This window comes from Curtobacterium flaccumfaciens pv. betae, from assembly GCF_026241855.1.
In the GTDB taxonomy this organism is placed as follows: Bacteria; Actinomycetota; Actinomycetes; order Actinomycetales; family Microbacteriaceae; genus Curtobacterium; species Curtobacterium flaccumfaciens.
The window spans coordinates 3,173,785-3,186,833 of record NZ_JAPJDC010000001.1 but is presented as its reverse complement, the minus strand read 5'-3'; the positions used below and the strand labels follow the sequence as shown (position 1 = coordinate 3,186,833).

Sequence of the window (13,049 nt, the reverse complement as noted above, 5' to 3'; positions counted from 1 at the left end):
GGGCGCGTGCTTGGATGGAGACGTGACAGACGCACCGATCGCTGACGAGTCCGCCTCCTTCGAGGTCACCGAATCCACCGTCGTGTACGAGGGCGCCGTCTGGGACGTGCGCCGCGACACCGTCGCGTACAACGGTGACTCGATGGTCCGCGAGTACATCGACCACACGGGCGCCGTCGCCGTGTACGCCGAGGACGACGAGGGCCGCGTCCTGGTCATCCAGCAGTACCGACACCCGGTGCGGCTGCGCGACTGGGAGCTGCCCGCCGGTCTGCTCGACATGGAGGGCGAGGACCACCTGACGGCCGCGAAGCGCGAGCTGGGCGAGGAGGCCGACCTCGAGGCCGACACGTGGGAGCCCCTGGTCCGCTACAACACGTCCTCGGGTGGCAGCGACGAGTTCATCCAGATCTACCGGGCGCGCGGCGTTCGGTCGACCGAGTCCGCCTTCGAGCGCGAGGCGGAAGAAGCCGACATCGTGACCCGCTGGGTCCCGCGGGCAGAGCTGCTCGAGGGGATCCTGGGCGGTCGGCTCAACAACTCCGCCCTCGTCGTCGCGACGCTCGCCGTCGAGGCCATCGAACAGCGCGGCAAGTGAGCGGGTCCGCGGGCGACGGGCTGCGCGAGCTGGTCGCCACGGGGACGTGGACGCACGAGCCGGAGGCCGCCGAGTTCGACGGCGACGTGTTCCGCGTCACCGCGGTCGAGGGCAGTGACGCTTGGCGGACCACCTCGTACGGGTTCGTGCACGACTCCGAGCACGCGCTGCTGCAGCCGACCGAGGGGCCGTTCTCGGTCGAGGCGTCGTTCGTGCTCGACTACACCGAGCAGTTCGACCAGGCCGGGGTGTTCCTGCGCGTCGACGAACAGACCTGGATCAAGGCCGGCGTGGAGTTCTCGGACGGAACCCCGCAGCTCGGCGCCGTGGTGACGCGTGGGTTCTCGGACTGGTCGGTGTCGCCCGTGCCGGAGTGGGCGGGCCGGGTGGTGACCGTCCGCGCGAGCCGCGATGGTGACGCCGTGACGATCCGGGCGTGGGCCGAGGGTGACGAGTCCCGCTTGGTGCGGGTCGCGTACCTCGACCCGGACGCCGTCGTGTCCGCGGGGCTGCTGTGCGCCGGGCCGACGCGGGCCGGGCTGACCGTGACGTTCACCGGGTTCCGCGTGGGCACGCCGGACGAGGCGTTGCACTGACGGCGGGTGGCCCCGCGCCGGTTAGCCTGCTCAGGTGATGCCCCTCGACCGTGCCGCGGAGACGTACCTGCGGCACGTCGCGATCGAGCGGGGACTCTCGCAGCACACGTTGTCCGCGTACCGGCGGGACCTCGCGGTGTTCACGTCGTGGTTGGCGGACGCTCCGGTCGTCGAGTCGGACGGTGCGGACCGGGCCGGGGGGTCCTCGGCGCTGCTGGACGTGGCACGGTTGGCACGGGCGGACTTCTCGGGGTTCGTGACACACCTGGCCACCCGACCGGAAGGTCCGCTCGCACCGCGGTCGATCGCGCGGATGCTCAGTTCGGTGCGCTCGTTCACCGCCTTCGCCGCGGGGGAGGGCTGGCTGCCGCTCGACCCCGGCACCGCCGTCCGGCCGCCGAAGGCCCCGATGCGGCTGCCGAAGGCGATCCCCGTCGAGGACATGGAACGGCTGCTCGGGGCGGTGTCCGTCGACGCCGACGACCCCGTCCAGCTGCGGGACAAGGCCCTGCTCGAGCTGCTCTACGCCACCGGTGCGCGGATCTCCGAGGCGGTGGGGCTGTCGGTCGACGACGTGACGACGCTGTCGGACGCCGACGGCGAGCTCTCCGTCGTGAAGGTCACCGGCAAGGGCAACAAGCAGCGGATCGTGCCGCTCGGCAGCTTCGCCCGGGCCGCGATCGACGCCTACCTGGTGCGCGCACGGCCGGTGTTCGCGGCGCGCGGGCCGTCGACGCCCGCGCTGTTCCTCGGTGCCCGTGGAGCGCGGTTGTCGCGGCAGAGCGCCTGGCTCGTGATCCAGGCTGCCGCTGCTGCCGCCGACCTTGAGGCGCACGTGTCACCGCACACGTTCCGGCACTCGTTCGCGACGCACCTGCTCGAGGGCGGTGCCGATGTGCGCGTGGTGCAGGAGTTGCTCGGGCACGCGAGTGTCGCCACGACGCAGATCTACACGATGGTCACGGCGGACATGCTGCGTGACGTCTACCAGACGGCACACCCGCGGGCGCGGCGGTAGGAGGGCAGCGCGGGCCGTGCGGTGCATGGGCCGTGCGGGTGCGCGACGGGCGCGTTTCGTGAGCAGAAATGGTCGGGTCGCGCCGTCGCACCCGACCATTTCTGCCCACGAAGCGCCGCGGACAGCGGCGGGCGGCTCCCGCTGCTCAGAACAGGTGGAACTGGGCCGACGCGGCGATGACGGTCGTCGTCACCGCGACGACGAGGGCGCTCGCCGAAGCGCTCCGCGCCAGGACCGCCCATGCACCGACGGCTCCGGGACGGACGATGCCGACGACGCCGCACGCCACGCCGAGCAGCCCCGCCAGGCCCCAGGGGTTCGCGACGACCGAGACCACGGCGAGCAGCACCGCGAGCACCGTGAACACGCAGAGTCGACGGTCGCCGGCAGTGCCCGATGCCCACGCGTCCGTCCGGATCGCGGCGGTCTGCACCGAGAACGACGGCCCCACCGGCGCGACGACGATCGGCATGACCGGGTCAGCAGCGGCCGCGGGGACCCGCGTGGCTGCGCCCCAGGTGCGACCGTCCCACCAGCGCAGACGACGGGCGTCCTGCGGGTCCGGGAACCAGCCTGCGGCCGGCAGCGTCACGGTTGCTCCTCGAGGTGCGGGGTGGATCGACGCTCCCGAGCCTAGGAGCGCGGTCGGTCTCGCCCCAGTCCCCAGCCGGGTGTCAGCACAAGGGGGGACCTGGCCGGTGCACTACGGTCGGGGCGTGCCCTCGACGCTCGACGACTTCTGGACCGCGCGACGCCGCGAGCGTCCGAGTCTTCCGACGGCGGTGCCGGAGGCGTGGTCGTTCGGCGCGACCCCGGAGCAGGCGGACGCGCTCCTGCAGCTCGTGCTCGACGGGGTCAAGGTCGGCACGGCGTCGTCGCTCTGGGACTACGAGGCGACCGGTGACCCGCTGCCGGCGGCCGACGAGTTGAGCATCGTGACCGACGGCTCTGGCTCGCCCCGTGCCGTCATCGAGACGACGGTGGTCCGGGTGGTGCCGTTCGACCAGGTCGGCGCGGACCACGCCTGGGCCGAGGGCGAAGGGGACCGGACGCTCGAGCACTGGCGGACCGTGCACGAGGCATTCTGGCGCGCACACTCCGAGAACCCGCGCGGGTTCGCGCCGGACATGCCGGTCGTGTGCGAGCGGTTCCGGCTGCTCTGGCCGAACGGCTGAGCCCGAGCCTGAGCCCGAGCCCGAGCCCGAGCCCGAGACCGAGATCGATCCGGGGTCAGGCGGGGACGGGCTCCGCGTCGACCTCGGTGAACACGTCCTTCACGGCGGCGAGCAGCCGGGCGTTGAAGTCCACGCCGAGCTGGTTCGGCACGGTGACGAGCACGGTGTCGGCAGCCCGGACGGCCTGGTCGGCCGCGAGCTCCGCGACGAGCTGTTCGGGCTCACCGATGTAGGACCGGCCGAACCGGGCCAGCCCGCCATCGAGGTGCCCGACCTGGTCCTGCCCCTCGACCTGCGCGCGCACGCCGAAGTAGTGGCGCGACTCGTCGTCGATGATCGGGATGATGCTGCGCGAGACCGAGACGCGCGGTTCGCGGTCCCAGCCGGACTCGGACCACACCCGACGGAAGCGCTCGATCTGCTCGGCCTGCAGCTGGTCGAACGGCACACCGGTGTCCTCCGTCAGCAGGGTCGAGGACATCAGGTTCATGCCCTGCTCGGCGGTCCACTCCGCGGTCGCTCGGGTGCCGGCGCCCCACCAGATCCGGTCGCCGAGCGAGTCGGACAGTGGGGAGATCGGCAGGGACCCGACCGACCCGGTCATCTGCGGGTTGGCGTTGGCCATCGGCTCGCCAGCGATCGCGCGGCGGAACACGTTCGTGTGCGCACGGGCCATGTCGCCGCCGTTCTCGTCAGCAGCGTCGGGCACGTAGCCGAACTGCTGGTAGCCGGCGAGGGCGGTCTCGGGTGATCCCCGCGAGACACCGAGCTGCAGCCGCCCGCCGGAGATCAGGTCGGTGGCCGCGGCTTCTTCCGCCATGTAGAGCGGGTTCTCGTAGCGCATGTCGATGACGCCGGTGCCGATCTCGATCCGGCTGGTCTTCGCGGCGATGGCGGAGAGCAGCGGGAACGGTGCGGCCTGCTGCGGGGCGAAGTGGTGGACGCGGAAGTAGGCGCCGTCGACGCCGGCTTCCTCGGCTGCGACCGCGAGGTCGATCGCTTGCACGAGGGCCTCCCGCCCGCTGCGCACCTTCGACCCCGGCACGTCACGCCAGTGTCCGAACGACAGGAACCCGATCTTCGTCATGTCCATGCGAACGCATCCGGAGGCGGGGCCATTCCGCCGCGACTACCGTGTCCGGGATGGATGACCCCCGCCCCGCGCTCGAGGCCGAACGCGTCCGCAACGTCCGGCTGCTCGCCGAGGTCGAGCGGAGCATGCGCGACGTCAGCGACGCCCGGCAGGATGCGAACTCCGACGACGAGCACGACCCGGAGGGCGCGACCCTGGCCTGGGAACGCGGCTCGCTCGGTGCGGTCCGCGACGGCGCCCAGCTGCGGATCCGCCAGGTGGACGCAGCGCTCGTACGACTCGACGACGGCACCTACGGTCGCTGCACGGTCGGCGGCGAGCCGATCCCGGAGGCCCGGCTGGCCGCCGTCCCGTGGGCGGCGACGTGCGTCGCGCACGCGTGAGGGGCACGCGATCGGTGCCGCCTGACGGCCTGGAGGCGCGGGCTGTCCCCGCCACGCGCCTCCCGGCATGCGCACCCCGCGTCCACCCCGTGCGCCGCTGATTCCCAGCCGCGCGCCCTACGTTTTCGGCATGGACGGCGACCCGAACGACCGACCCGGCGACGCCCGGGCCGACGGCACGCCGCGCCAGCGCTTCCAGTGGTTCCACCGCCTGCGCGCCTGGATCCACGCGCGGCCGCACGTGCACCTGCTCTACAAGGTGCTGGTCGGTCTGGTGGGCGGCCTGATCGTCATCGTCGGGCTGATCCTGGTGCCGCTGCCCGGACCGGGGTGGCTCGTGGTGTTCATCGGCCTGACGGTCCTGGCGAGCGAGTTCCACTTCTTCCACCGGATCATCACGTGGCTCCGGGCGCAGCTGCACCGCTTCTGGGACTGGGCCAAGCGGCACGGGCCGAAGCGCCTGCGGGATGCTGCAGACCGGGGCAAGGCCGACGTCGACGCTGCGCACACCGGTGCGGCGCGGACGGTCGGGGTGCGTGCGCGCGCTCGCGGTGCGAACTCGGCGCGACCGGGCCACTAGCGCGGCGGCACTAGTCGGCGGAGGCAACCCGGATCGAGCCGGTCGCGGTGCGCTCGATGACCTCGGCGGCGTGCTCCTCGACCTCGGCGGCGTCCTTCGACGACAGTTGCAGCACGAGGGCGACCACCGCGGCGAGCACGATGAAGCCGCCGTACCCGGCGATGACCGGGACCAGACCGACCGAGGGCTCGAGCAGCCCGCCGATGACCGAGGGCACCCCGAACGCCAGGTAGCTGACGACGTAGATTGTCGAGAGCAGTCCGGCGCGGTGGGTCGGGGCGGCGGTGGCGAGCAGCATCCGGAGCGGCGCCTGGAACCCGGCGCCGAAGCCGACACCGGCGATCGCGCTGCCGACGACCACGCCCGGCAGGGAGTGTGCGAACACGAACGACACGGTGACGATCGGGCCGAGCACGAGCGCGACGAGTCCGAGCAGGACCGCGCGACGGGTGTCCATCCGCTGGATGGCCAGGCCGGTCAGGGCGCCGACGCCGGTGACCACGGCGATGAGCGCACCGGCGGCGAAGTGGTTGGTGATGCCGAACACCGTGCCGAGCGCCGAGGGGACGAGCGACAGGAACATGCCGCCGAGGGCCCAGCTGGCGACGAGCGAGCCGGCGACACCGCGGAACAGCCGACGTGAGGACCGCGGCACGCTGATCGTCGGGCGCAGGGAGCGGAGTGCGCCGGGGCGACGCTGCACCTGCTCGGGGACGACGAACAGCGCGAGCACCAGCAGCACGAGGAGCGCGCCGAACAGCAGGTAGACGAGTTGCTCCGGCGCCGGACCCCACTGCACCAGCGCGCCGCTCGACATCGCGCCGGTGGCCAGGGCGATCGGCGGGATGACGCCGTTCAGCACGCCGGCCATGGTGGGGTGGCGTTCGAGGGAGTTGTCGATGAGGGCCGCACCGAGGGCCCCGATGAGCAGTCCGACCGAGACACCCTGCACGATCCGGTCGACGATGAGCGCGACGACCCCGTCCGCCATCGCGAACAGGCCGAGCGACAGCGCGACGCCCAGGCCGCCGACGACGAGCACGGGCTTGCGGCCGACGTGGTCGGACAGGCGACCCGCGACGAGCAGACTCGCCAGCAGGCCGGCGACGTAGATGGCGAAGACCCCGGTGAGCATGAGCGGGGTGAGGTGCCACTCGGCTGCGTAGACCGGGTAGATGGGCGACGGCACGGCCGACGACGCGACCGAGACCAGGAGCATCGCCGCCAGGATCCAGAACCCGGCGACCGAACGAGCTGACTGGTGCATGCGCACCCCTTTCCATCTCCGTGCAGTACGACTGCATTCGTACCTCACTCGAACAGTACGACGCAAGTCGTACAGCAAGCCGAACGGTGGTAGCGTCCCGTCCATGCCCGCGCACGTCGATGCTCCTGAACGGCTGCCGCAGCCGTCCGTGGCCGAGATGGACCTCCCGGTCGTGATGGACGCCCTGAGCGATCCGATCCGGCTCGCGATCCTGCACCGCTACCTGGTCGACGCGGCTGGGGGCGAGCGCAGCTGCGGCTGGGTCGGCATCGACCGGCCGAAGTCCACGCTGACCCACCACTTCCGGGTCCTGCGCGAGGCCGGCCTGCTCGAGCAGCACCTGGAGGGCCTGACCCGCGTCAGCCGCGTCCGCGTCGAGGACGTGCAGCAGCGGTTCCCCGGGCTCCTCGACCTGGTGCTCGAATGGCAGGTCCCAGCGGCCCTGCTGCGCGAGGGGATCGCCTCGTGAGCGCCGGCGCGGGCACCGGCGCGGACGCTGTGCACACGCTGCCGTCGATCGTCACGGACCCTGCCGTCACCACGGCGCTCGCCGCGGACCTGACGGAGGCCGGCTTCACCGTCGACCGGCTCGACTCGCTGTGGGGCGCCGAGGCCGCCGCATCGCTGCACCGCGGTTCGCGGGTCGCCGCGCTCCGCGCGCTCGCCGCCCGCGAGACCACGCCGCTCGGCACCCTGGCGACGCTGTTCGTGCTCGGCCTGCCGGTGGCGCGGGCCGAGGCCGCCGCGGCGTTCCCGACCGCCGGGCTGGACGCCGTCATCGCCGCGGGCCTACTGCGCAGCGAAGGCGACAGTGCCGACGCGCTCGTGCACCCCACCGTCGACCTGCGCCCCTACGCCTTCGTCGACGACCTCGGCGCCGGCAGCTGGTGGATCGTCTCCGACCTCGGCGAGCTCGCCCTCGGGCACGCCATCAGCGAGGAACACGTCCTCGGCATCGGCGGCGCCACCACGACGCTGAGCGGCCTGCAGGTGCCCGTCCCGGTCGAGCGGGTGCTCGACCTCGGCACCGGGTGCGGCATCCAGGCCATGCACGCACGGCGGTTCGCCGACCAGGTGGTCGCCACCGACATCTCGCGCCGTGCCCTCGACATCGCCCGGTTCAACGCCCGGCTCAACGGCATCGACGGCATCGACTTCCGGTTCGGCTCGCTGTTCGAGCCGGTCGCGGGGGAGCGCTTCGACCGGATCGTGTCGAACCCGCCCTTCGTCATCACACCCCGTCGCGAGGGCGTCCCGTCGTACGAGTACCGCGACGGCGGCATGGTCGGCGACGCCCTGGTCGAGACGGTGCTGCGCGGCCTCGACGCCCACCTGGAGCCCGGTGGCACCGCTCAGCTCCTCGGCAACTGGGAGTACCACTGGGGCGTCGACGGCCTGGACCGTGTGCGCGCCTGGTTCGCCGACACCGACCTCGACGTGTGGGTGATCGAGCGCGAGCGGCAGGACCCGACGTCCTACGCCGAGACCTGGATCCGCGACGGCGGGACGAAGCCCGGCACGGCCGAGTTCGACACCCTGATGAGCGCCTGGCTCGACGACTTCGCGGACCGTCGCGTCACCGGCGTCGGCTTCGGCTACGTCGTGGTGCGTCGACCCCTGCCAGGAGGCCCGTCCGGCCTCCGCCGGTTCGAGCGCGTCCCCGAGACGCTCGGCTCCAACCCCGCGGGTCTCGGCGCGACGGTCGCCCGCGTCCTCGACGCGGCCGCCTGGCTCGCCGCGCACGACGACGCCGCGCTCGCCGCCGCCCACCTGTCGGTGGCCGGTGACGTCACCGAGGAGCGGTACTACTGGCCGGGCAACGACGACCCCACCGTGATGACCCTGGTGCAGGGTGGGGGGCTCGGGCGCCGGGTGGACACGGACACCGCACTCGCGGCGTTCGTGGGTGCGTGCGACGGCGACCTGTCCGTCGCCGCGATCATCGGCGCGCTCGCGCAGATCACCGGCGTGGACGAGCAGGCGCTCGCCGCCGACCTGCTGCCGGCGGCGCGCGACCTGGTGCTCGACGGGCTGCTCGTCCCCGCCGCCTGACGATCAGGCGCGGTGGTCGCGCCAGCTGTGCTCGGGCGTGTAGCCGAGGAGTTCGCGGGCCTTCTCCGAGGACAGCAGCGAGCTGACGCCGTCGATGTCCGCACGGCGCTCGATGTCCGGCACGAAGCGTTCGACGAGCTCGATCGTCGGGGTGTCCATCACCGTGTCGGGGCTCGCGATGACGAACGCCTCGAACCCGGTGAGGTCGGCCTCGAGTGCCCGGCGGACAGCCTGGGCCCCGTCGCGGGAGTCGATGTACGACCACAGGTTGAACGTCTTCGCCTCGGGGCTGGCGTCCCACGGGAACGCCGGGTAGTCGGTCTCGTCCATCACGTTCGAGAAGCGCAGGCCGATCATCTTCAGTTCCGGGTCCCAGCGGGTGAAGTGGCGGGCCATCTCCTCCTCGACCGCCTTGCCGAGGGAGTACGACGACTGCGGGCGGACCGCGAACTCCTCGTCGACCGGCAGGTAGGGCGGGTGGTGCTCGCCCATCGGGATGCCGAGCAGGGTCTCGCTCGACGCCCACACGACGTTCTTGATCTTCGCGGCACGTGCGGCGTGGAAGACGTTGATCGACGAGGTCACGTTGTTCGTGATGAGGGCCACGTCGGGGACCTGCCCCGGGGCCGGCACCGCCGCGAGGTGCACGACGGCGTCGACGTGGTCGTACCGGTCGTCGATGCCGAGCAGGGCGTTCAGGACCTGGCCGTGGTCGGTCAGGTCGATCCGCACGAACGGGACTCGCTCGGGCTTGTCGGGCGAGGGGACACGGTCGAGCAGGACCACGTCGTACCCGTGCGCATCGAGGTCGCGCACCACCGCTCGTCCGAGCTTGCCGCTGCCACCGGTCACCACTACACGCGTCATCGCGTCACTCCACATCGTCGTCGGAACACACCCTGGCGGGCACCGACCATCCTGCCCCGCCACACCTGACGCGACCAGGCCCTGTCCGTACCCCGGAGCGTCGGGGGTGGTGGTCAGGCAGTGGGAGTGACCTGGGCGATCGCGAGGCGGGCGACGAGTTCGACGTGCTCGGCCATGTCACGGGTGGGGTCGAAGAGCCACTGGATCTGCATGCCGTCGGACACCGCGAGCAGGACGCTGGTCAGTTCGTCGGGGTCGATGTCGGTGCGCAGCCGGCCGTCCTGCTGCATGGCCCGGAAGTCAGCGGACAGGTCGCGGCGGCTGCGGTCGTAGCGCTCGCGGAAGTACTCGTGCGCCGGGTGCTCGGCGTCGGTGGCGGCCGCGGCGGACAGGTTGACGAACATCTGCACCAGGCCCGGGACCTCGGCGTTGTGCCGCACGATCGCGGCGAGCAGTGCTGCCGGGTCCGCGGCCTGCCAGTCGTGCGCGAGGTCGAGCTCGTCGCGGCGGCGGAGGATCTCGACCCAGAGCTCGTCCTTCGAGTCGAAGTAGTGCAGCAGGCCGGCCTGGGTCAGCTCCACGGCGTCGGCGATGTCCTTGATGCTCGTCCGCCGGAAGCCCTGCGACGCCACGAGGTCCAGCGCGACCGTGAGGATCTCCTCGCGCTTCGCGATGCCCTTTGCGTACGAACCCCGTCGTGCCATGGCCAGACTGTACCGCCCGCAGGAGACCCGGAGAAACCAAGCAACGGTTGGTTTTCGGTGGTACGGTGCAGGAGCTGCCAGCGCGGGCGGCGAACCCGGTGGATGGTGGATGTGGGCGACGAGGCCCCGGCCGTCCAGGCGGCGCCCCGCGGCCCTGAACGAGAGGACCGACCACCGTGACCACCGTGAACGACGCGAGCACCGCCTCCAGTCCGTCGACGCCGCTGACCGAGCGCATCGATGTGCTCCTCGGCCAGCTGACCACCGACGAGAAGGTGCAGCTGCTCACCGGACGTGACTTCTGGACCACCTGGCCCATCGAGAAGATCGGGCTGCGCCGGATCCTGATGTCGGACGGCCCGTCGGGCGTGCGCGGCGAGGTGTGGGACGAGCGCGACCCGTCCCTGAACCTGCCGTCGGCGACCGCGCTGAGTGCCTCGTGGGACCGCGCGATCGCGAAGCGCTACGGCGCCGCCGCCGCGGTGGAGGCCCGCCGGAAGGGCGTCGACGTCGTGCTCGGCCCGACCATCAACCTGCACCGGTCCCCGCTCGGTGGCCGGCACTTCGAGGCGTTCAGCGAGGACCCGGTGCTCACGGGTGACCTGGCCGCGTCGTACGTCGACGGCGTGCAGGAGAACGGTGTCGCCGCGACCCCGAAGCACTACATCGCGAACGACTACGAGACCGACCGCTTCACCGCGTCGACCGAGGTGTCGGACCGTGCCCTGCGCGAGCTGTACCTGCTGGCGTTCGAGAAGGCCGTGACCGAGGCGCACGCCTGGGCGCTCATGTCGTCGTACAACGCGATCAACGGCGTGACGGCGTCGGAGAACGACCTGCTCGAGACCCCGCTCAACTCGGAGTGGGGCTTCGACGGCATCGTCGTGTCCGACTGGACCGGGGTGCGTTCGGTGGACTCGGCGAAGGCGTCGCAGGACGTCGCGATGCCCGGGCCGAACCCGTGGTGGAGCGAGGGCCCGCTGCTCGCCGCCGTGCAGTCCGGCGAGGTGCCGATGGCGGCGATCGACCGCAAGGTCCGCCGGATCCTGACCCTGGCTGCCCGCGTCGGCGCGCTCGAGGGCTTCGAGCCCGTCGCCGCGTCGCCCGTGCACGTCGAGGACGGCATCGCGTTCGTGCGCGAGGCGGAGGCCGAGGGCACGGTCCTGGTCCGCAACACCGGTGTCCTGCCGCTCGACGCCCCCGCCGTGTCACGCATCGCCGTGATCGGCCACAACGCCGACCAGGCCCGCACACAGGGCGGTGGCTCGGCCACGGTCGTGCCGTCGCAGGTCGTGTCACCGCTGGACGGCATCCGTTCGGTCTTCCCCGGCGCGAGCGTGGACTACGCGATCGGCGCCGTCGTGCAGGAGGGCATCGCGGAGTTCCCGCTGTCCACCATCACGAACCCCGGCACCGGGGAGCCCGGAGCCCGGGTTGCCTTCGTCAAGGACGGCGAGGAGCTGTTCGTCGAGGACCGCCGCGCGACGGCACTGTTCTGGTTCGGCGGCGACGCCCCGACCCGCGAAGCCGACCGGCTCGACATCACCACCACCTACACGGCCGAGTCGACCGGGACCGTGCGGTTCGGCATCGGCGCGGCCGGGCGGTCACGCATGTGGATCGACGGCGAACTGCTGCTCGACGAGGACGTGCCGTTCGAGGGAGACCAGCTCGGTGCCGCGTTCCTCAACCCGCCGGCGCGGTCGGTGCCGGTGTCGGTGACCACCGGCCAGCAGGTCGCGATCCGCATCGAGTACGACATCGTGCAGGACGAGACGCTCGGCGGGGTGCTGGCGTACCAGTTCGGCACCGAGCCGTCGGACGACGACCCCGCCGTGCTCATCGAGGCCGCGGTGGACGCCGCCCGTGGTGCGGACGTCGCCGTCGTCGTGGTCGGCACGAACTCCAAGGTCGAGTCCGAGGGCTACGACCGCTCCTCGCTGGCACTGCCCGGCCGCCAGGACGACCTGGTGCGCGCGGTCGCCGCGGCGAACCCGAACACGGTCGTCGTCGTGAACGCCGGGTCGCCGGTCGAGATGCCCTGGCGGAACGACGTCGCCGCGGTGCTGCTGACCTGGTTCGGCGGGCAGGAGTACGGCAACGCCCTGGCCGACGTGCTGACGGGGGCGCAGGAGCCCGGAGGCCGCCTGCCCACCACGTGGCCCGTCGCGATGGCCGACGTCCCGGTGCTCGACGTCACCCCGGTGGACGGGAAGGTCGCCTACGACGAGGGTGTCCACGTCGGTTACCGGGCCTGGCTCCGCGCCGGCACGGAGCCGGCGTACCCGTTCGGCCACGGCCTCGGCTACACCACGTGGTCGATCGAGGGCGTCTCCGCGACCCCGACCGTCCGCGAGGGCGACGCCGTCATCGTCACGGCGACCGTCGCGAACACGGGTGACCGCGCCGGCAAGCACGTCGTGCAGGTCTACGCGTCCCGTGCGGAGTCGGCGGTGGACCGCCCGGTGCGCTGGCTGGTCGGGTTCGCCCCGGTCCGGCTCGCTGCGGGCGCCTCGACGGAGGTCTCGATCGAGGTCCCGGCGCGGGCCTTCGCCCACTGGGACGGCTCGTGGCAGTACGAGTCGGGGACCTTCACGTTGCACGTCGGCGCCTCGGTCTCCGACGACGCCGGAACCGCGTCCCTCGAACTGGAGTGACGAAGTCGTCCGGTTTCCGCGCAGCTCCCAACTCCATTCAGTAACATCTATGTGCGCGA

14 protein-coding genes are annotated in these 13,049 nt (G+C 72.1%); 9 read left to right on the top strand and 5 right to left on the bottom strand.

The features are described 5' to 3' along the window. Positions 1-22 precede the first annotated feature (22 nt). From ORG17_RS14965 to ORG17_RS14955, 3 genes are read left to right on the top strand one after another with little or no spacing between them, the layout of a single operon-like run. Positions 23-598, top strand: coding sequence for an NUDIX domain-containing protein (locus ORG17_RS14965; RefSeq protein ID WP_071245128.1), 576 nt, complete (start codon positions 23-25; stop codon positions 596-598). Continuing rightward, positions 595-1,194 carry a DUF1349 domain-containing protein gene (locus ORG17_RS14960; RefSeq protein WP_214527358.1) on the top strand — a complete coding sequence of 200 codons (600 nt, stop codon included), beginning with the start codon at positions 595-597 and terminating at the stop codon, positions 1,192-1,194. The genes ORG17_RS14965 and ORG17_RS14960 overlap by 4 nt, the downstream gene beginning before the upstream one ends. 37 nt (positions 1,195-1,231) lie before the next feature. Then, the gene (locus ORG17_RS14955; protein ID WP_214527356.1) at positions 1,232-2,212 is read left to right on the top strand and encodes a site-specific tyrosine recombinase XerD; all 981 of its coding nucleotides are present in this window, start codon (positions 1,232-1,234) and stop codon (positions 2,210-2,212) included. Between the two features lie 145 nt (positions 2,213-2,357). Here ORG17_RS14955 and ORG17_RS14950 read toward each other — a convergent pair whose 3' ends face one another. After that, positions 2,358-2,804, bottom strand: a complete 447-nt coding sequence (locus tag ORG17_RS14950; protein ID WP_301565329.1) for a DUF2510 domain-containing protein — start codon at positions 2,802-2,804, stop codon at positions 2,358-2,360. 124 nt (positions 2,805-2,928) lie between these two features. Here ORG17_RS14950 and ORG17_RS14945 point away from each other — a divergent pair, with 124 nt between their 5' ends. Then, positions 2,929-3,387 (top strand): ASCH domain-containing protein, encoded by a 459-nt coding sequence (locus ORG17_RS14945; protein WP_301565328.1) that lies wholly within the window; start codon positions 2,929-2,931, stop codon positions 3,385-3,387. Between the two features lie 55 nt (positions 3,388-3,442). Here ORG17_RS14945 and ORG17_RS14940 read toward each other — a convergent pair whose 3' ends face one another. Next, complete coding sequence (locus ORG17_RS14940; RefSeq protein WP_111235972.1) at positions 3,443-4,480, bottom strand: LLM class flavin-dependent oxidoreductase; 1,038 nt, start codon at positions 4,478-4,480, stop codon at positions 3,443-3,445. A gap of 50 nt (positions 4,481-4,530) precedes the next feature. Here ORG17_RS14940 and ORG17_RS14935 point away from each other — a divergent pair, with 50 nt between their 5' ends. Together ORG17_RS14935 and ORG17_RS14930 are read left to right on the top strand one after the other, a co-directional pair. Further along, on the top strand, positions 4,531-4,863 hold the full coding sequence (locus tag ORG17_RS14935; RefSeq protein ID WP_111032690.1) for a TraR/DksA family transcriptional regulator: 333 nt from the start codon (positions 4,531-4,533) through the stop codon (positions 4,861-4,863). Between the two features lie 130 nt (positions 4,864-4,993). Then, on the top strand, positions 4,994-5,443 hold the full coding sequence (locus tag ORG17_RS14930) for a TIGR02611 family protein (RefSeq protein ID WP_173035268.1): 450 nt from the start codon (positions 4,994-4,996) through the stop codon (positions 5,441-5,443). A 10-nt stretch (positions 5,444-5,453) separates the two neighbouring features. On the opposite strand, the gene ORG17_RS14925 is transcribed toward ORG17_RS14930, so the two are convergent. Further along, positions 5,454-6,710 carry an MFS transporter gene (locus ORG17_RS14925; RefSeq protein WP_214527352.1) on the bottom strand — a complete coding sequence of 419 codons (1,257 nt, stop codon included), beginning with the start codon at positions 6,708-6,710 and terminating at the stop codon, positions 5,454-5,456. 103 nt (positions 6,711-6,813) lie between these two features. Here ORG17_RS14925 and ORG17_RS14920 point away from each other — a divergent pair, with 103 nt between their 5' ends. Continuing rightward, positions 6,814-7,179 (top strand): ArsR/SmtB family transcription factor, encoded by a 366-nt coding sequence (locus tag ORG17_RS14920; protein ID WP_111095917.1) that lies wholly within the window; start codon positions 6,814-6,816, stop codon positions 7,177-7,179. Beyond that, a complete protein-coding gene (locus tag ORG17_RS14915) occupies positions 7,176-8,762 on the top strand; it encodes a DUF7059 domain-containing protein (protein WP_372443710.1) in 1,587 nt (528 codons plus the stop codon). The genes ORG17_RS14920 and ORG17_RS14915 overlap by 4 nt, the downstream gene beginning before the upstream one ends. A gap of 3 nt (positions 8,763-8,765) precedes the next feature. Here ORG17_RS14915 and ORG17_RS14910 read toward each other — a convergent pair whose 3' ends face one another. Together ORG17_RS14910 and ORG17_RS14905 are read right to left on the bottom strand one after the other, a co-directional pair. Then, entirely contained in the window at positions 8,766-9,629 is an 864-nt protein-coding gene (locus ORG17_RS14910; RefSeq protein WP_173035262.1) for an NAD-dependent epimerase/dehydratase family protein, read from the bottom strand. A gap of 113 nt (positions 9,630-9,742) precedes the next feature. After that, complete coding sequence (locus ORG17_RS14905) at positions 9,743-10,333, bottom strand: TetR/AcrR family transcriptional regulator (RefSeq protein ID WP_027465935.1); 591 nt, start codon at positions 10,331-10,333, stop codon at positions 9,743-9,745. Between the two features lie 176 nt (positions 10,334-10,509). Between ORG17_RS14905 and ORG17_RS14900 the strand changes: the two genes are divergently transcribed. Further along, the gene (locus tag ORG17_RS14900; protein ID WP_214527350.1) at positions 10,510-12,990 is read left to right on the top strand and encodes a glycoside hydrolase family 3 protein; all 2,481 of its coding nucleotides are present in this window, start codon (positions 10,510-10,512) and stop codon (positions 12,988-12,990) included. Positions 12,991-13,049 lie beyond the last annotated feature (59 nt).